At 67.8% G+C, this 17,674-nt stretch carries 12 protein-coding genes and 2 pseudogenes; 10 read left to right on the plus strand and 4 right to left on the minus strand.

Annotation, left to right across the window (positions count from 1 at the left end; genetic code table 11):
- Positions 1-381: 381 nt before the first annotated feature.
- A complete protein-coding gene (gene nadC, locus C7T91_RS16055; RefSeq protein ID WP_236638288.1) occupies positions 382-1,248 on the minus strand; it encodes a carboxylating nicotinate-nucleotide diphosphorylase in 867 nt (288 codons plus the stop codon).
- A gap of 200 nt (positions 1,249-1,448) precedes the next feature.
- On the opposite strand from nadC, the gene C7T91_RS16060 reads away from it, so the two are divergent.
- The 5 genes and pseudogenes from C7T91_RS16060 to C7T91_RS16080 all read left to right on the plus strand — a co-directional run bounded on the left by C7T91_RS16060 (position 1,449) and on the right by C7T91_RS16080 (position 6,628).
- Positions 1,449-2,222 (plus strand): DeoR/GlpR family DNA-binding transcription regulator, encoded by a 774-nt coding sequence (locus tag C7T91_RS16060; RefSeq protein WP_236638289.1) that lies wholly within the window; start codon positions 1,449-1,451, stop codon positions 2,220-2,222.
- Positions 2,223-2,227: 5 nt separating this feature from the next.
- A pseudogene (locus C7T91_RS16065) lies at positions 2,228-2,767 on the plus strand (ATP dependent DNA ligase); the annotation flags it as partial.
- Positions 2,768-2,882: 115 nt separating this feature from the next.
- On the plus strand, positions 2,883-4,145 hold the full coding sequence (locus C7T91_RS16070) for a PQQ-dependent sugar dehydrogenase (RefSeq protein WP_108260129.1): 1,263 nt from the start codon (positions 2,883-2,885) through the stop codon (positions 4,143-4,145).
- A complete protein-coding gene (locus tag C7T91_RS16075) occupies positions 4,142-4,729 on the plus strand; it encodes a c-type cytochrome (RefSeq protein ID WP_108260130.1) in 588 nt (195 codons plus the stop codon). The genes C7T91_RS16070 and C7T91_RS16075 overlap by 4 nt, the downstream gene beginning before the upstream one ends.
- 78 nt (positions 4,730-4,807) lie before the next feature.
- Positions 4,808-6,628: a M3 family oligoendopeptidase gene (locus C7T91_RS16080; RefSeq protein ID WP_108260131.1), complete on the plus strand. Its 1,821-nt coding sequence runs from the start codon at positions 4,808-4,810 to the stop codon at positions 6,626-6,628.
- Between the two features lie 307 nt (positions 6,629-6,935).
- On the opposite strand, the pseudogene C7T91_RS16085 reads toward C7T91_RS16080, so the two are convergent.
- The 3 genes and pseudogenes from C7T91_RS16085 to C7T91_RS16095 form a co-directional block, all read right to left on the minus strand.
- A pseudogene (locus C7T91_RS16085) lies at positions 6,936-8,069 on the minus strand (efflux transporter outer membrane subunit); the annotation flags it as partial.
- Entirely contained in the window at positions 8,066-11,176 is a 3,111-nt protein-coding gene (locus tag C7T91_RS16090; protein ID WP_108260132.1) for an efflux RND transporter permease subunit, read from the minus strand. The pseudogene C7T91_RS16085 and the gene C7T91_RS16090, both read right to left, overlap by 4 nt.
- 3 nt (positions 11,177-11,179) lie before the next feature.
- On the minus strand, positions 11,180-12,340 hold the full coding sequence (locus C7T91_RS16095) for an efflux RND transporter periplasmic adaptor subunit (protein WP_108260133.1): 1,161 nt from the start codon (positions 12,338-12,340) through the stop codon (positions 11,180-11,182).
- A 74-nt stretch (positions 12,341-12,414) separates the two neighbouring features.
- On the opposite strand from C7T91_RS16095, the gene C7T91_RS16100 reads away from it, so the two are divergent.
- From C7T91_RS16100 to C7T91_RS16120, 5 genes are all read left to right on the plus strand, one after another.
- Positions 12,415-13,002: a TetR/AcrR family transcriptional regulator gene (locus tag C7T91_RS16100; protein ID WP_108260134.1), complete on the plus strand. Its 588-nt coding sequence runs from the start codon at positions 12,415-12,417 to the stop codon at positions 13,000-13,002.
- A 338-nt stretch (positions 13,003-13,340) separates the two neighbouring features.
- Positions 13,341-13,670, plus strand: a complete 330-nt coding sequence (locus C7T91_RS16105) for a hypothetical protein (protein WP_108260135.1) — start codon at positions 13,341-13,343, stop codon at positions 13,668-13,670.
- 4 nt (positions 13,671-13,674) lie between these two features.
- On the plus strand, positions 13,675-16,227 hold the full coding sequence (locus C7T91_RS16110; protein WP_108260136.1) for a rhamnan synthesis F family protein: 2,553 nt from the start codon (positions 13,675-13,677) through the stop codon (positions 16,225-16,227).
- A 5-nt stretch (positions 16,228-16,232) separates the two neighbouring features.
- On the plus strand, positions 16,233-17,258 hold the full coding sequence (locus tag C7T91_RS16115; RefSeq protein WP_145962911.1) for a polysaccharide biosynthesis protein: 1,026 nt from the start codon (positions 16,233-16,235) through the stop codon (positions 17,256-17,258).
- A 213-nt stretch (positions 17,259-17,471) separates the two neighbouring features.
- Complete coding sequence (locus C7T91_RS16120; protein WP_108260138.1) at positions 17,472-17,666, plus strand: hypothetical protein; 195 nt, start codon at positions 17,472-17,474, stop codon at positions 17,664-17,666.
- Positions 17,667-17,674: the final 8 nt, after the last annotated feature.

Consider the following 17,674-nt stretch of genomic DNA (forward strand, 5'->3'; position numbering starts at 1 on the left):
CCGGCTTCTTCCAGTCCTGAGAGGCTGCAGCCGGTCTTGCCCGGAATGCCCGCCGGATGCCCCTGTCTCCGCCTGCGCGCAACGATGGCAGCGGGCCGGCAGGTCATCCGATCGGGACAGATGCCATGAAGTCCGCAGCAGGGATGTCGGGAAGGGGCAGGTCTGGATGCCGGAGCAGGGAGAGAAAGAAGCGGCGACCCCAGGGAGGAGGAGGGGGTCGCCGCAGAATTCCGGGGTTCAGGGAGGAGGAGGAACCCGGGAAAACTCTCTGGCGCGTTGCCGTGCCATGACCCTGAAATAGGACATGCCGCAGCGCAGCACAACTTCCATCGCTGCAGTTCCGGCCTGCACGGAATGCATGGCCAGTGGCATGGCCGCGGGTCAGGCCTCGTCGAGTCCGATATCTACGCAGGGCGCCGATTGGGTAATGCGCCCGACCGAGATGAAGTCGACGCCGGTTTCCGCCTTGGCACGGATCGTTTCCAGCCGCACGCCGCCCGAGCATTCCAGCGGCACCCGCCCGGCGACCATCGCGACGGCCGCGCGCATCTCGTCATTCGCCATGTTGTCGAGCATGATCACGTCGGCCCCGGCCTCGAGCGCCTCGCGCACCTGGTCGAGCCGGTCGCATTCGACTTCGATCTTGCAGAGGACCGGCGCCTGCGCCTTGGCACGGGCGACGGCGGCGGTGATCGACCCGGCCACGGCGATGTGGTTGTCCTTGAGCATGATGCCATTGTCGAGCCCGAGCCGGTGGTTGCGCCCGCCGCCGCAGGTGACGGCGTATTTCTCCAGCATGCGCAGGCCCGGCGTGGTCTTGCGGGTGTCGACCAGGAAGGCGCCGGTGCCCTCGATCTCCCTGACGTATTCCGCGGTGACCCCGGCGATGCCCGAGAGCCGCTGCACCAGGTTCAGCGCGACTCGCTCGGCGGTCAGCAGCGCCTGGGCGTTGCCGGTGATGGTGGCGAAGGCCGTTCCGGCCGGGATGCGGTCGCCGTCGCGGGCGGAGGCCTCGAAGCGGCATTCCGGGTCGAGCCTGCGGAAGATCCGCTCGGCGACCGGCAGGCCGGCCAGAACGACCGGCTCGCGCGCGTTCATGGCGAAGCTGGCGACGGCATCGTCATCTACCATGATCTTCGCGGTCAGGTCGAAATAGTTGCAGTCCTCGTCGAGCCAGAGGTCGATGAGCTTGTCGGTCTTGCGCAGGTCGATCAGCATGGCGCTCCTTTCCGCGTGGGGCGGGATCATGCTCCGGGGCGCCTCTCGGCCGCGGCGATGGTCATGCTCCCCGGGATCCTCCGTTCCCTTCCGCTCCCGGCATTAGGCGAGCTTCGCCGGTTCCGCCACGCCAAATTGCGCCCGCGCGGCTGCCGCTGCCGGGCAAGCGCGCTTTTCCCCGAGGCGGCAAGGTCCTAGGATGGCCGCCGCTGACAGGGAGAGCTGACCCCGTGAAACCGACGAAACGCGATCTGCGCCAGGGCCGGATCCTCTCCACGCTGGCCGAGGAGCCAACCATGCGCGTCAAGGCCCTGGCCTCTGCGCTGGAAGTGACGACCGAGACGATCCGGCGGGATCTCGAGGACCTGGCCGAGCGCGGGCTGATCAGCCGGACCTATGGAGGCGCGATGCTGCGCGCGCCCGCCGAGCCGGTGCTGTCTCAGCGCGAGCGCCAGCTGGTGGCCGAGCGCGAGGCGATCGCGCGGGCCGCGCAGCCGCGGCTGAAGCGGGCCAAGACCTTGATGATCGGCTCGGGCGCGACTACCGCGATCCTCGCGAAGCGCATCGCCTTCGAGATGAACCATGTCGCGGTGATCGCGCACAGCTTCGCCGTCGCCACGGCGCTGTCGCAGAACCCGACGATCCGGGTGCTGATGGTGCCGGGCGACTATCACGCGGGCGAGGGCGCGATGCATGGCAGCGCGGCGATCCGCTTCCTGCAGGACTATACCGCCGACTGGACGATCCTCGGCGCCTCGGCGCTGTCGCCGGACGGGCCGAGCGATGCGCTGATCGAGGCGGGGGATGTCTATGCCACGATGCTGAGGCGCAGCGCGCATACCATGGTGGTGGCGGACCACACGAAATTCGACCGGATGGCGTCGGCCCGCTATGCCGCCTGGAGCGAAATCGAGCTGGTGGTCAGCGATGCCGCGCCCGAGGGGCCGCTGGCCCGCGCGCTGGAGCGCGGCGAGGTCGAGCTCCTGGTCGCGCCGCCGCGCTAGCCGGGGCCTCGCCGCTGGAACCGATCGCGGACTGGGAGGCGCTGGCCGGAACCCGCGCCACGGCACGGGCGCGCCGTGCCGAGGGGCTGATGCTGAAGCGCGCCGCCAGTCCCTATCATGCGGGGCGCAAGCGCGGCGACTGGTGGAAATGGAAGCTGGAGCCGCTCACCGTCGACGCGGTGATGATCTATGCGCAGTCGGGCCACGGACGTCGGGCGAACCTTTTCACCGATTTCACCTTCGCGGTGCGCGACGGCGACGATCTGGTGCCCTTCGCCAAGGCCTATTCCGGGCTGACCGATGCCGAATTCGTCCGGATCACCCAATGGGTGCGGAAGAACACGCTGCAGCGCTTCGGTCCGGTGCGGCAGGTGAAACCGGAGCTGGTCTTCGAGATCGCCTTCGAAGGCATCCAGGAAAGCCCCCGCCACAAATCCGGCATCGCGCTGCGCTTCCCCCGCATGGCGCGCTGGCGGCAGGACAAGCCTGCCGCCGAAGCCAACACCCTGGCCGAGCTCAGGGAACTGCTGCGCCTCTATGGCTGAGTCGCGCGCCGGATCCCCCCGGAACCGCGACTTTAGGATGATTGATATTCAAACATATGCAACCAAAGGTGGAGAAAAACCGGAAAAAATAAACGACCAATTGGGAGGATTGGACATGAGGAAAACGGTGCTTCTGACCGTCGCGGCGGCGCTTGCCGGATCGGCGGCAATGGCGCAGCAGGTTCCCGACAACCTGGAAAAGCTTTCGAATTTCCAGTCGACCGGGACCACCGACTTCACCTTCGTGGAACAGGGCGGCGACTATGCCGAGGGCATCAAGCGCAACCTCGAGCGCATCAAGCTGCCCGACGGCTTCAAGATCGAACTCTATGCCGTGGTGCCGGATGCGCGCCACATGGCGGTCGGCCCGCAGGGCATCGTCACCTTCGTCGGCACCCGCAAGGACAAGGTCTGGTCGGTCACCGACCGCAACAAGGACCGCGTCGCCGACGAGGTGAAGGATTTCGCCCCCTCGCTGCAGTTTTCCATCCCGAACGGCCCCTGCGTCTCGGATGACGGCTTCCTCTACATCGCCGAGCAGAACCGCGTGCTGGTCTTCCCGGCGGCCGAGTTCTTCTATGAAAGCCCAGATGTTGCCGCCTTCAACGTGGTCAAGAAGGGCGAGCTGATCCCGGTCGAGGAAGAGAGCTTCAACCACACCGCGCGGGTCTGCAAGATCGGGCCGGACGGCAAGATCTACATCTCGCTCGGCCAGCCCTTCAACGTGCCCGCCCCCGAAAAGATGGATCTCTACAACGAGCATGGCATCGGCGGCGTCATCCGCATCAACCAGGACGGCACGGATCGCGAGGTCTATACCCGCGGCATCCGCAACTCGGTCGGGCATGACTTCCATCCGGTCTCCGGCGAACTCTGGTTCACCGACAACCAGGTCGACGGCATGGGCGACGACATCCCGCCGGGCGAGCTGAACCGCCAGACCGCGATGGGCCAGAATTTCGGCTTCCCCTGGTATGGCGGCGGGTCGGTTCGGACCAATGAATACAAGGACCAGGAACCGCCCGCAGATGCCGTCATGCCGGTCACCGAGATGACCGCCCATGCCGCCGATCTGGGGATGAGCTTCTACACCGGCAACCAGTTCCCGGACAAATACAGGAACGCCATCTTCTCGGCGCAGCACGGGTCCTGGAACCGCACCGAACCGGTCGGCGCGCGGATCATGGTCACCTATACCGGCGAAGGCACCGACCCGGACGACTTCCGCACCGAGGTCTTCGCCGATGGCTGGATCGACGAGAACGGCGAGTATCTCGGCCGCCCGGTCGATGTGGCGCAGCTGCGCGACGGCTCGATCCTGGTCTCCGACGACCTCGCAGGCGCGCTCTACCGCATCTCCTACGAGCCTGCCCAGTGATCCGGGCAGCTCTCATCGTCCTGGGCGGGGGTTTCCTCGCCCAGGCGGCCATCGCGCAGGAGGGCGGCGGCGACCCCGAGGCAGGCCGCAAGGTCGCCGGGATGTGCCGCACCTGCCACGGGCTGGAAGGCTACGCCAAGATCCCGATCGCGCCGCATATCGGCGGCGAGCCGGCGGGCTACCTGCGCCGCCAGCTGGACGCGTTCCGGGACGGCAGCCGCGAGCACGAGATGATGACCATCGTCGCCAAGGGGCTGACCGACCGGCAGGTCCTCGACGTCACCGCCTGGTACGAGGCGCAGGACGCCACCGCGACGCTGACCGCCGATCCTTCGGGCGCGCCCGAGCTCTGTTCCTCCTGCCACGGCGTGGACGGCATCGCCATCGCCCCCGATGCGCCGAACCTGGCGAACGAGACGGCGATGTATGTCGACACCCAGCTCAAGGCCTTCCGCATCGGCAAGCGCCACAGCGAGATCATGGGGCCGATCGCCGAAGGTCTGAGCGACGAGGAAATCCGCGCGGCCGCCGACTGGTATGCCGGGGTGAAGCTGACCATCAAGCCGGGGCCGCAGGCGAACTAGCCATGTTTCCCGCACACGGGTTGAACCCCGGCCATGGCCGGTCTTAGATACCCTGCAGCATATAGCAGGAGAGACCGCATGCAGCTTGCCCGACCCGTCTTCGACGCGAACGCGCCCGCCGGGGCCGATGGCCTCGGCAACCTGCCCGACTGGGACCTGACCGACCTCTACCCTGCCCCCGACTCCCCGGAATTCGCCGCCGACATGGAGAAGCTCGAAGCGCTCTGCGCCAGCTTCGCCGCGGATTACGCCGGCAAGCTCGACACGCTCGACGCGGCCGGGCTGCTGCGCGCGGTCGAGCGCGACGAGGAACTGTCGACCATCGCCGGCCGGCTGATGTCCTATGCCGGGCTGCGCTACTACCAGTGCACGGTGGATTCCGAGCGCGCCAAGTTCATGGCCGATGCCCAGGACCGCATCACCACCATGACCGCGCAGCTCGTGTTCTGGTCGCTGGAGCTGAACCGCATCGACGACGACAAGCTGGCCGCGATGTTCCGCGAAAGCGAGGGGCTGGCCCGCTACAAGCCGATCTTCGACCGGCTGCGCGCGATGAAGCCCTACCAGCTGTCGGACGAACTGGAACAGTTCCTGCATGACCAGTCCGCGGTCGGCGCTGCTGCGTGGAACCGGCTGTTCGACGAGACCATCGCCGGGCTCGAATTCACCATCGACGGCGAGCCGCGGCCGCTGGAGGCCACGCTCGACCTGCTCAGCGAGCAGGACCGCTCGAAGCGCGAGGCCGCCTCGCGCGAGATCGCCCGCGTCTTCGGCGAGAATGTCCGCACCTTCGCCCGCGTGCACAACACGCTGGCCAAGGAGAAGGAGATCGAGGACCGCTGGCGCAAGATGCCGACCGCCCAGACCGGCCGCCACCTGTCCAACCATGTCGAGCCCGAGGTGGTCGAGGCGCTGCGCAACGCGGTGGTCGCCGCCTATCCGAAGCTGTCGCACCGCTACTATGCGCTGAAGGCGAAATGGCTCGGCCTCGACACGCTGCAGGTCTGGGACCGCAACGCGCCGCTGCCGATGGAATCGGACCGCAAGGTCGGCTGGGACGAGGCGAAGAAAACGGTGCTCGACGCCTATGCGGGCTTCGATCCGAAGATGGCCGAGATCGCCCAGCCGTTCTTCGAGAAGGGCTGGATCGACGCGGGCGTGAAGCCCGGCAAGGCGCCGGGCGCCTTCGCGCATCCGACCGTCACCACCGTGCACCCCTATGTGATGCTGAACTATCTCGGCAAGCCGCGGGACGTGATGACGCTGGCGCATGAGCTGGGCCACGGCGTCCACCAGGTGCTGGCCGCGGACCAGGGCGAACTGCTCAGCTCCACGCCGCTGACCCTGGCCGAAACCGCTTCGGTCTTCGGCGAGATGCTGACCTTCCGCGCGCTCCTCGACAAGGCCGCGACCAAGGAAGAGCGCCGGGTGATGCTGGCGGGCAAGGTCGAGGACATGATCAACACGGTCGTGCGCCAGATCGCCTTCTACGACTTCGAGTGCAAGCTCCACGCCGCACGGCGCGAGGGCGAGCTGACGCCGGACGACATCAACGCGCTGTGGATGAGCGTCCAGGCCGAGAGTCTCGGGCCGGTCTTCGAGTTCATGGACGGCTACGAGGTGTTCTGGGCCTATATCCCGCATTTCGTCCACTCGCCCTTCTACGTCTATGCCTATGCCTTCGGCGACGGGCTGGTGAACGCGCTCTATGCCGTCTACGAGGAAGGCGATGCCGACTTCCAAGCGAAGTATTTCGACATGCTGAAGGCCGGCGGCTCCAAGCACCACAAGGAACTTCTGGCGCCCTTCGGGCTCGACGCCTCGGACCCGGCCTTCTGGGACAAGGGCCTGTCGATGATCTCGGGCATGATCGACGAGCTGGAGGCGATGGAGGACTGATCCTCCGGCCCAGCGGACAACATCGGACCGGCGCCCTGCGCCGGTCCGAACTGACGCTGCGGATGTCGCCCCCCGACGGCATCCCGCAGGCCTTGATGGTCCCTTCGTAAGGCCCCGGCGGAGGGCGAGGCCATGACGAAGGCCATCGGCATGCGGGTCCCCGATCTGGCAACAGGCAGGTTCCAGGCCTGCGCCGCGGGGCTGGACGGCACGGGGTTGCATGGCCGCGGCCTCTCGCGGGTTCGGCAGGCCGCGCTGCTGGCGCAGCAGACCTCCTGCGTCGCCGCGACGGAGAATCGCGCAGCGCCGCGGCGCGCTGGCGGTAGCGGCTCAGGTTCGACCCGGCGACCTCGACATCCTCCACGGCGGCGGTGACCGAGGACCGCCAGGCGATCTCGGCCTGTTTCGCCGCCGAGATCTGCGCGTCGCGGCGGGCGCGCAGCAGGCCCTGGTTGAAGACCGGCAGGCTCAGATAGGGACCGAAGGACCAGCTGTCGACGCCGTCGGCACGTCCCACCGAGCCGCTGAGCGACAGCGACGGATAGAGCGCCGCCTCGGCCACGCCGACCTCGGCCACCGCCGCCGCAAGATCGGATTCCGCGCTGCGCACGTCGGGCCGGTTGCGCAGCAGGTCGGCAGGCACGCCGGTCTGCCCGCCCGCGGGAGTCCGGAGCTGCGGCGCGCCGCCGTCCATCCTCTGCAGGATCGGACCGGCGGGCTCGTTGAGCAGGCTGGCGATGGCATAGACATTCGCGTCGAACAGCGCCGCGTATTGCGGCACCGCCGCGCGCGCGTTCGACAGCAGCGCCTCGGCCTCGGCGACCTCGTATCTGGTCGCGCCGCCCGCCCGGAACTGCATGCGGGTGATGTCCACGGTTTCCTCGCGCGCGCTGATCGTCTCGCGAGCCAGAGCCAGCGCCTCCTGGTAGTAGCGCGCGTTGGAATAGGCGGCGATCAGCTCCGCCAGCCAGGCCAGCCGCGTGGTCTCCACCTCGGCGCGGGCCGAGGCGAGCGAGGCGATCGCGCTCTCGCGCTCGCGGCGGATGCCGCCGAAGAGGTCGATCACGAAGGAGGCGCCCAGATCGGCATTGTCGATGGTCTGGATGCCGTCGACCGCCTCGCCGCCCTGGCGGGTGCGCGACCCGTCGAGCGAGCCCGAGGCGGCGGCATTGACGCCGGTCGCCCGCAGGTTGGCCTCGGCCTGGCGGATCCGCTCGCTGGCAGCCATCACGTCGAGGTTCTGGCGCAGCCCGCGCGCCACCAGCTCGTTCAGCACCGGGTCACGGTAATCCTGCCACCAGGCCTCGCCGGCAACCGCGCCGATCGAGCCGGCATCGCCCGCCGAGAAGCGCGCGGACAAGGGCGCTTCGGGGCGCTGGAAGACGGGGCCGACGGCACAGCCGGAAACGGCCAGCAGCACGAGTACGGATGACACTCTCACGAAGGAACCTCCTGCGGCCGGCGGCGCACCATGCCCACGGCCTTCAACACGGCGACATAGAACACGGGGACCATCACGATCCCGATCACGGCCGAGAAGATGATGCCGCCCATCATCCCGGTGCCGATCGACCTCTGCGCATTGGCGCCCGCGCCCGAGGCGAGGACCAGGGGCAGGATGCCGAAGCCGAAGGCCAGCGAGGTCATCAGGATCGGCCGCAGCCGCTGTCCGGCGGCGGTGACCGTGGCCCCGAGCAGCTCCTTGCCCTCCTTGCGCAGCGTTTCGGCGAATTCGACGATCAGGATCGCGTTTCTGGCCGCCAGGCCGATCGTGGTCAAGAGGCCCACCTTGAAATAGACGTCGTTCGACTGGCCGGAGAGCCAGGTGAAGACCAGCGCGCCGAGGATGCCGACCGGCACCGACAGCATCACCGCGAAGGGCACCGTCCAGCTTTCGTAGAGCGCCGCGAGGCAGAGGAAAACCACCAGCGCCGAGAGCGTGTAGAGCAGCGGCTCCTGGTTGCCCGACAGCCGCTCCTGGTAGCTGAGCCCGGTCCAGGCGGAACCGTAGCCGCCGCCGAGATCCGCCGTCAGCTCCTCCATCGCCGCCATCGCGTCGCCCGAGCTGACGCCCGCCGCCGCCGAGCCCGAGATCTCGAGCGCCCGCGTGCCGCCGTAGCGGGCGAGGCGCGGCATCTCGCTGTCCCAGCTGCGCGACATCAGCGCGGCCAGCGGCACCATCTCGCCACCGGAATTGCGGATGTACCAGGCGTCGATGTCCTCGGGCTGCATCCGCCAGTCGGCGCCGCCCTGGACGATCACCTCGCGCAAGTCGTTGCCCATCGGGAAATCGTTGACATAGCTGCCCGCGAAGACCGTCGCCAGCATCGTGTTGATGTCCGACAGCGACACGCCGAAAGCCTCGGCCTTCTGCTGGTCGATGTCGAGCCTGAGCGTCGGCGTCGGGTTGTCGTCATTGCCCCGCAGCGAGGTGACCCGCCCGTCCTCGGTGGCGGCCGCGACCAGCGCGTCGGCGGCCTCCTTCAGCGCGTCCTGGCCGTTGCCGCGCTGGTCGACGAGATACATCGAGAAGCCCGAGCTGGTGCCCATGCCGGGAATGGCCGGGGGCTGCAGGAAGAAGACCTGGCCGAGGCGGCTGTTGAAGAACCGGCCGTTGGCGGCATTCATCACATCGGCAGCGCCGATGCCGGGGCGGTCCTCGTAGGGCTTGAGCTTGATGAACATCATCGCCGCGTTCTGCCCCGATCCGCCGAAGGAGAAGCCGACCGCCGAGAAGACCGAGGCCACGGCATCGGACTGCTCCCCGAGCATGTAGCTCTCGATCTGCGCGACCGCATCGGCGGTCTGCTGGGTGGTGGCGCTGTCCGGCAGCGTGATCATCGCCATCAGCACGCCCTGGTCCTCGGTCGGCAGGAACGAGCTCGGCACCCGGTCATAGACCCACCACGCCCCGAATCCCGTCGCCGCCAGCAGCACGAGCATCCGGAAGGGCCGTTTCGCGAGGCGCCCGACCGTCCGGCCGTAGCCGCCGGTCAGCCGGTCGAGCCCGCCGTTGAACCAGCGCAGGGGCGCGGATTTCGGCGCGCCATGCGACGGTTTCAGCAGCGAGGCGCACATCGCCGGCGTCAGGATCAGCGCCACGAAGAGCGACAGCACCATGGCCGAGATGATGGTGACCGAGAACTGCCGGTAGATGATGCCGGTCGAGCCCGACATGAAGGCCATCGGCAGGAACACCGCCGAGAGCACCATGACGATGCCGACGAGCGCCGAGGAGATCTCGCCCATCGATTTCTCGGTGGCCGCGGCCGCGTCGAGCCCCTCCTCCTCCATGACGCGCTCGACATTCTCGACCACCACGATGGCGTCGTCGACCAGGAGGCCGATGGCGAGGACCAGCGCGAACATGGTCAGCGTGTTGATCGACATGCCGAAGGCCGCGAGCACCCCGAAGGTGCCCAGGAGCACCACCGGCACCGCGATGGTCGGAATGATCGTCGCCCGCCAGCTCTGCAGGAAGAGCAGGATGACGAGGAAGACCAGCACCACCGCCTCGCCGAGCGTGTGGTAGACTTGGCTGATCGACTGTTCGACGAAGGGCGAGGTGTCGTAGGGATATTCGATCTGGACGCCTTCGGGCAGCGAGTCCGCGAGGTTGCCGAGCACAGCGCGCACCCGCGCGGCGGTCTCCACCGCATTGGCGCCGGTGGCGAGGTTGACGCCGAAGCCCGCCGCGGGCGCGCCGTTCTGGCGGCTGGAGCTGCCGTAGCTTTCCGCGCCGATCTCCACCCGCGCCACGTCGGCGAGGTAGACCGCCGAGCCGTCCTCGTTGGTCTTCAGCAGGATGCGCTGGAAATCCGCGACCGAGGTCAGCTGCGACTGCGCCGAGAGCGCGACGGTGAATTGCTGGCCCTTGGCGGCGGGCTGGTCGCCCAGGCTGCCGACGGTGACATTGGTGTTCTGCTCGCTCACCGCGGCGGTCACGTCGGCCGCGGTCAGCTGGTACTGGTAGAGCCGCGCCGGATCGAGCCAGATCCGCATCGCGTAGGACGAGCCGAAGGAGTTGATCGAGCCGACGCCCTCGGTGCGCTGCACCGGGTCCTCGACGGTCGAGCCGAGGATGTCGCCGAGTTCCAGCGAGGAATAGCGCCCGTCGGGCGAGACCAGCGCGCCGACCAGCAGGATCGAGCTGGTCGAGCGATTGACCCGCACGCCCTGTTGCGTCACCGGGTTCGGCAGCTGCGACTGCACCAGCTGCAGCCGGTTCTGCACCTGGACCTGCGCCATGTCGGGATCGACCGTGTCATCGAAGGTCAGCGAGATGCTGCCCGAGCCCTGCGAAGTCGAGGAGGTCATGTAGATCAGCCCGTCGAGCCCGGTCATGCCGTCCTCGATCACGGTGGTCACGGAATTCTCGACGGTTTCCGCGGAGGCGCCGGTATAGGTGGCGCTGATCCGCACGGTGGTGGGCGCGATCTCGGGATATTGCGAGATCGGCAGGCTGGTCAGGCCGAAGGCGCCCGCGAGCATGACGATGATCGCCAGCACCCAGGCGAAGACCGGGCGGCGGATGAAGAAACTGGCCATGGATCAGTCGCCCGCGCCGTCGGCGAGGTCGCGGGTCACGCCGTCGCCGTCGATTTCCACCGGCACCGGGCGGACCGCCTGGCCGTCGGCCATCGCGCGCAGCCCGTCGACGATCAGCAGATCGCCCTCCCCGAGCCCTTCCGAGACGATCCAGGCATTCCCGTAGCTGCCCTCGTCCTCGAGCGTCACCTGGTGCGACTGCCCGTCCCCGCCCGCCAGATAGGCGGTCAGCTGGCCGGAACTGTTGCGCGTGGCGGCGCGCTGCGGCACCAGGAAAGCATCGGTCGTGCCGATGGTGATGTCGCCTCGCAGGAACATGCCGGGCAGGATGACATTATGGGGATTGTCGAAGGAAAACCGCAGCGTGAAGGTGCCGGTGGTGGTCGAGACGGTGGTGCCGGGACTGACCAGCGTGCCGGTGCCGCGATAGATGCTGCCGTTTTCCAGCGTCAGCGTGGCCGCGAGGTCGCTGCTCATCGTCAGCTCGCCCGCCTCGATCTGCTGGCGCACCGAGATCATCCGCGCCGAGGCCTCCAGCATGTCGACATAGATCGGGTCGGACTGCACGATGGTGGTCAGCGCATCCGCCTGCCCCGCCGTGACCAGATCGCCGACCGAGACGGCCGCGACGTCCGGACGGCCCTCGATCGGGCTGGAGATCGTTGTCCAGCCGAGCTGGGTGCGCGAATAGTCGAGCGCCGCGTTCGCCGCGTCGAGCGTTGCCTCGGCCTCGGCCAGCGCGGCGCGGGCGCTTTCGACCTCGGCCTCGGTATAGCCGCGCCCGGCAAGCTGCTGGGCACGGCTGTAGTCGGATTGCGCCACCGGCAGGTTGGCCTCCGCCGTGGCCAGCGCCGCCGCATCCGAGGCCACCTGTGCGCGGTAGGAGGCGTCGTCGATGCGGAACAGCGGATCGCCCACCGACAGCGGCTGGCCGGGCTTGTAGAGGATTTCCTCGACCACCCCGTCGACCCGCGGCCGCACGTCCACCGACTGGTAGGCCACCGCGCGCCCCGGCAGCGTCACCACCCGCGGCACCTGCTGCCTGTGGAGTTCGATTGTGCCGACTTCCATCGGCGGCGCGCCATCTTGCTGCTGGGCCGATGCCGCGCTAGCGATGGCGGCAAGCCCGATCGCGGCACCCGCCGCCAGACCCTTTGCACTCATGTCCGGAACCCTTGACTGAACCTGTTTAATTTTGCACATAGTGCATAGTTTGCAGAGACAGCAAGGATTGCGGGATGACAGTTCCGTTAAGAGAGCGGCGGCGCATCGAGACGGCCCGCGAAATCCAGCGCGCCACGCTGCGCCTGGCGACGGAGCGCGGCCTCGACAACGTCACGACCGACGCCATCGCCGAGGCGGCGGGCGTCAGCCCGCGCACCTTCTTCAACTACTATACGAACAAGGAGGCCGCGTCCGTCGGTCTTCCGCCGCCGTTTTCCGAAGAGGCCCGCGCCGGGCTGCGCGCGGGGACCGGCCCGCTGCCCGACGACCTGAAGCGGTTCCTCGACCGCCATCTCGACGACCTGTCGGGAGACGAAGACATCATCCGCGCACTCGGTCCGATCATCCACGAAAACGGCAAGGTGCGCTCGCTGCTCGACCAGCACCTGCGCAGCCTGCGCGCAGATCTGGCGGGATGCCTCGAGGCGCGGCTGCCCGGCGCATCGGACGCCTTGCGGATGGAACTCGCCGACTGGGCGCTGCAGGCCATCGGAAACGCGATCGACCTGTGGCTCGGACGTCCGGGGCAGAAGCTGCGCCGGACGCTCGACGAGGTCTGGGCCGCCAAGCTGGAGGCCGCCAAACTCGTCGCAGGCGCCTGACGGCAGCTTCCTGCCGCCGCCCTGCGCAGGGCGGTCAGAGCTTCGGCACCCCTGGCGCAGTTTGCGAGCCACCTGGGGGTGCGATGATTCATCCACCATATTCGGATGGACCCCCCGCATGTGCCTGTTTAATTATCGCATGGGAACATGTTGATGTTCCGCAATGACGGCCCTGCATCAGGTAGTTTTCTGTAGAAATGTTGATACTCTCCCCCTCCATATCAGGCTCCGCCCAAGTAACTGGCAGCATTCGGGAAATTTGGCCGGACCTTTCCCTTTGCCTGCTGCGCGAGGCCTCGGGGGGCGACGGCCGGCCGGAGGCTGGCGGCGGAACGGCCGTGATCGACTACCTGCAGCTGCCCGGTAATGCGGCAGAACTGTTCTGCTCGGCGGTGCGCTTCCTGCGCTACCGGCTGGCGCGGGACATCGAGCCGCTCGTCATGGCGTTCGACCCCGGCCTGGCAGAGCTCCGGGACGAGGCCGCAATGGCCGCGCCGAACGCGCCGCTCAGCACGGGCTTCACCGCCGATGACCGCCTGGCCTGGCTTCAGATCGACGGCATCACCGCTTCGGGGCCGCTGCTGCCCGCTTTCGCCTCGGCAATCCGGACGGACGGGCTGACCGACCGCCAGTTCGCCGACCTGCTTTCCGCCGGTTTCGATAGGTAGGCCCATGCTCGACGATATCTGGCGCAAATACGCCGTGATGGCCCGGGTCCTGGACAAGCGCCCGGACTTCCGCTTCGACCCCGAGATCTATGCCGCGATGCATCCCGACCTGGCCGGGGACCGTGCCGCCATGGAGGCGCATTTCCGCGCCCGCGAGGGCCGCGACGACCGGATCGCGACCTTCTACGACATCCATCGCAGCCAGGCGCCGGGCATTGACGCCGCGCTGGACTTCCTGCTGATCGAGCCGGAGCTCTGCGCGGCCGTCGAGGCCGGCGAGCCCGAGGCGCTGAAGCTCGCCTGCGAGCTGATCCAGCTCGGCGATCCGGTCGACGCGCTGGTCTCCAACTTCTCGATGAAGGGCTACCTGAAATGGCATCCCGACATCGTCGCCGCGGGCATGGATCCGCTGCATCACTACCTGCGCTACGGCTACCGCGAACAGACCCGCCGCACGCTGGCGGATGTCCGCCGCAACCAGAAGAAAGGCAAGGTTCCGTTCCGCCCGGACCGGCCGACCTGCATGATCGCGGTGCACGAGATGTCGCGCACCGGCGCGCCGATCGTCGGCCGCGACCTGCTGCGCGAGGCGTCGAAGGACTACAACGTGGTCGTCGCGGCGCTGCGCGGCGGCGAGCTGATGGACCAGTTCCTGGAACATGCCTGCGAGGTGGTGGTCTCGCCCAATCCGCAGACCGATTTCCCCTATCTGCAGGGTCCGGCCTTCGACACCATCGAATTCGCGGTCCTCAACTCGGTGGAATGCGCGCTCTTCGTCGCGCCGCTGGTCGCGCGCGACATTCCCTTCGCCGCCTACCTGCATGAATTCGCGGATTATTCCTTCCCGGTCTGGACCTCCACCACGCTCGGCCTCTTCGCCGACCTGGTGATTTATTCCTCCGAGCATGTCCGCGACTCCTGGTCGGGACGGCTGGCCGACATCGAATTCGACATGGCCCGCGACACGGTGATCGTGCCGCAGCGCCCGGACGTGTTCGGCCGGGTCGACGGTTCCGACTTCCTGCGCGCGCGGCGCAGCCTGTCCGAGCTGCTGGGCCGCGACCTGTCCAAGGTCCGCCTGGTCTGCGGCGCGGGGCACATCCAGTGGCGCAAGGGCACCGACATCTTCGTCATGGCCTCGCAGATCGCCGCGGCGCGCGATCCCGACACGGTGTTCCTGTGGATCGGCGACGGCCAGAACATCGAGGATATCGGCTTCGGCGTCTGGTTCGACTACCACATCCGCCAGGCAGGCTCCGGCGATCCGCAGGGCAACCTGTTCTTCCTGCCCGCGGGGCCGCATTACTTCGACGTGCTCAAGGCCGCGGACGCGATGTTCGTGTCTTCGCGGCTCGATCCGCTGCCGAACGTGGTCTTCGACGCGACCGAGCGCGGCTGCCGGATCGTCAGTTTCGCCGGGGCGACCGGCTTCTCGGATGACCGCTACCGCGAGGCGGCGCATTACTCCGAGGTGGAATACGGCAACCCCGCCGCGGCAGTGGACACGCTCCTGGCGCTGCCGCGCAAGGAGCCCTCGGCCGAACCGGTGCCCGCACCCGAAATGCCCCGGCTCTTCGAGGCGATCCGCGACGCGCTGGAGGACCGGCTGGCCAGCCAGGACTATTTCGTGGCCGGCGAGACCGAGATCGACCTGCCGATCCTGTACACCGCCAGCGAGGAAGACCGCAGCCTGCGGGTCGCGGAACGCCAGAAGATCCTGCGCTACGGCCGCCGGATGCTGTGGCGCGACCCGGGCGAGGCCGCACGCGAGCTGGCGGGCTCGGAGAACTGGATCCACAAGGGCTGCCGCATCGTGCCCCATGCGCCCGCCGATCCCGCTGCCGTGCCCGACTTCTCGATGCACATCCACGCCTTCTACACGGACGAGATCGCCGAGGACCTCAAGCGCCACGTCGCCTACCGCCATGCCAAGCGCATCGTGGTGACCACCGATACCGAGCAGAAGGCCGACGAGATCACGTCGATCATGGGCGCCGAGGGGCTGGCGCCCGAGATCCGGCTGGTGGCCAACCGCGGCCGCGACATCCTGCCCTTCCTGCAGATGTTCCTGCCGCAGGATCAGTATCCCGAGGACGAGATCTGGTGCCACATCCACCAGAAGAAATCCCTGACCTCGACCACCGGCGGCGACATCTGGCGGCGCTTCCTGATGCGCATCCTCCTGGGCGACGCGCAGGGCCTGTCCTCGGCGCTGTCGGAGATCGGCCAGCCGGGCGCCGGCCTCGTCGCGCCCTTCGAGCCGCATTTCGTCGGCTGGAACGCCTCGCGGCGGCTTGCCGGGAAGTTCGAGCCGCGCCTGCCCGGACCGCTGCCCAAGAACCCGCTGGTCTTCCCGGTGGGCAACATGTTCTGGGTGCGCCGCCCGGTCATCGACGCGATGAACGGGCTTTTCGGCGCGGATTATCCTTGGCCGAACGAACCGATCGCGAATGACGGCACCGAATTCCACCTGATCGAGCGGCTCTGGCCCGCGATGGCGGTCAAGGAAGGCCTCGGCGCGATCTTCGTCAGCAAGCCCGACGAGCAGAGGGTGTAAGAGTAATGGAAGCAATTTTTCACGTCGGCATGGGCAAGACCGGAACCTCCTCGATCCAGGCGGTTCTCGATGCCAACGAAGAGCACCTGGCCAGGCTGGGCGTCCAGTATCTCGGGCTGTGGTTCAAGATCCTGTCGCCTGCCTTCCAGGGCTATGACGGCCAGGACCGCTTCTTCGCCTCCTCGCCCGAGGAGATGCAGCAGCATGCGGTCAACTACCATGCCGCGCTGAAGGAGCTGGCCGACAATACCGGCAATGACCGCTTCATCATCTCCAACGAGTCGATCTACGGCTATCCGCTACAGTTCTCGCCCTTCCTGGCGCAGCTGAAGACCATGTGCGACGTCAAGGTAGTCATCTACGCCCGCGATCCGCACAGCTGGCTGCCCTCCGCCTACAACCAGTGGGCGCTCTACCACAAGACGATGCCGGGCAAGATCCCGACCTACCGCGACGCCACCAAGGCGATGATCGCGACCTATTCCGGCCTGCGCGCCTGGGCGCGCGAGCACCGCGACCTGGTCGAGCTGCGCCATTTCAAACGCGGCATGGAGGTCGTCTCGGACTTCTCCGACCTGCTCGGCCTCTACCTGCCGCCGCCCGAGAAGAACACGCTGGAACGCAAGGACCCGGCAGAGAACGTGCTGCGCGCGGTGTTCAACGGCCTGCACGAAGGTCCGGTCCTGCCGGTCGAGTTCGACCGCGTGATGGCCGCTCTCGACCTGACCGCCTCGCCGGACCTGCAGACCCTGTCGGACGACCTGTTCGACTACAGCAACACCGACGACATCATCGACGGCCAGTCGGTCCTATTCGACCAGATCGCGGAGATCTACGGCACCGACATCCGCAAGGATGCCCGCAAGGCGCACAAGATCCCGGACGTGGCCGAGCTGCGCAACCGCATGATCGAGCATCTGGTGACGCTGTCGCTGAGCCAGGCACAGCGGATCACCGAGCTCGAGACCTCCGTTTCGGCAATGCAGCGCGACCTGGCGAAACTCCGCCAGCTCTCCTCGAAACCGGCTTGAGGGTGCACGGCATGGCAACGGCATCCGCACGGAAACGGTCCCTGAAATCGAAGCCCCAGCCGCCCCGGAAAAAGGCGGTCATCCTGCTCGGCACCTCCGGCGCCTGCGGCGGCACGCTGCTGCGCATCCTCGCGGAGCTGGGCCTGACCCTGCCCGCGGACGCGGCAGCCGGCGCCCCGGCCGGAGGCGATCCCGGTCGCGGGCGCGGCGGTTGTGGCGGCGGCACTGGCCTGGGAAATCCGCGATGCCTGCGCAACGGCGCGCGACATGGCGGTTCTGGAGGCGCAGCTCGACGATCCGTCAACGGCGCCCGGGGATGTGGCGTTTTCCTGCACCGAGCTGATCCCCTCGGCCTCCGACCTGCCCTCGGCGACCGATCGCCTGGAGCGCCGCGCGCGGGCTCTATGACAGCCTTC

Source organism: Mangrovicoccus ximenensis, from assembly GCF_003056725.1.
Taxonomy (GTDB): domain Bacteria; phylum Pseudomonadota; class Alphaproteobacteria; order Rhodobacterales; family Rhodobacteraceae; genus Mangrovicoccus; species Mangrovicoccus ximenensis.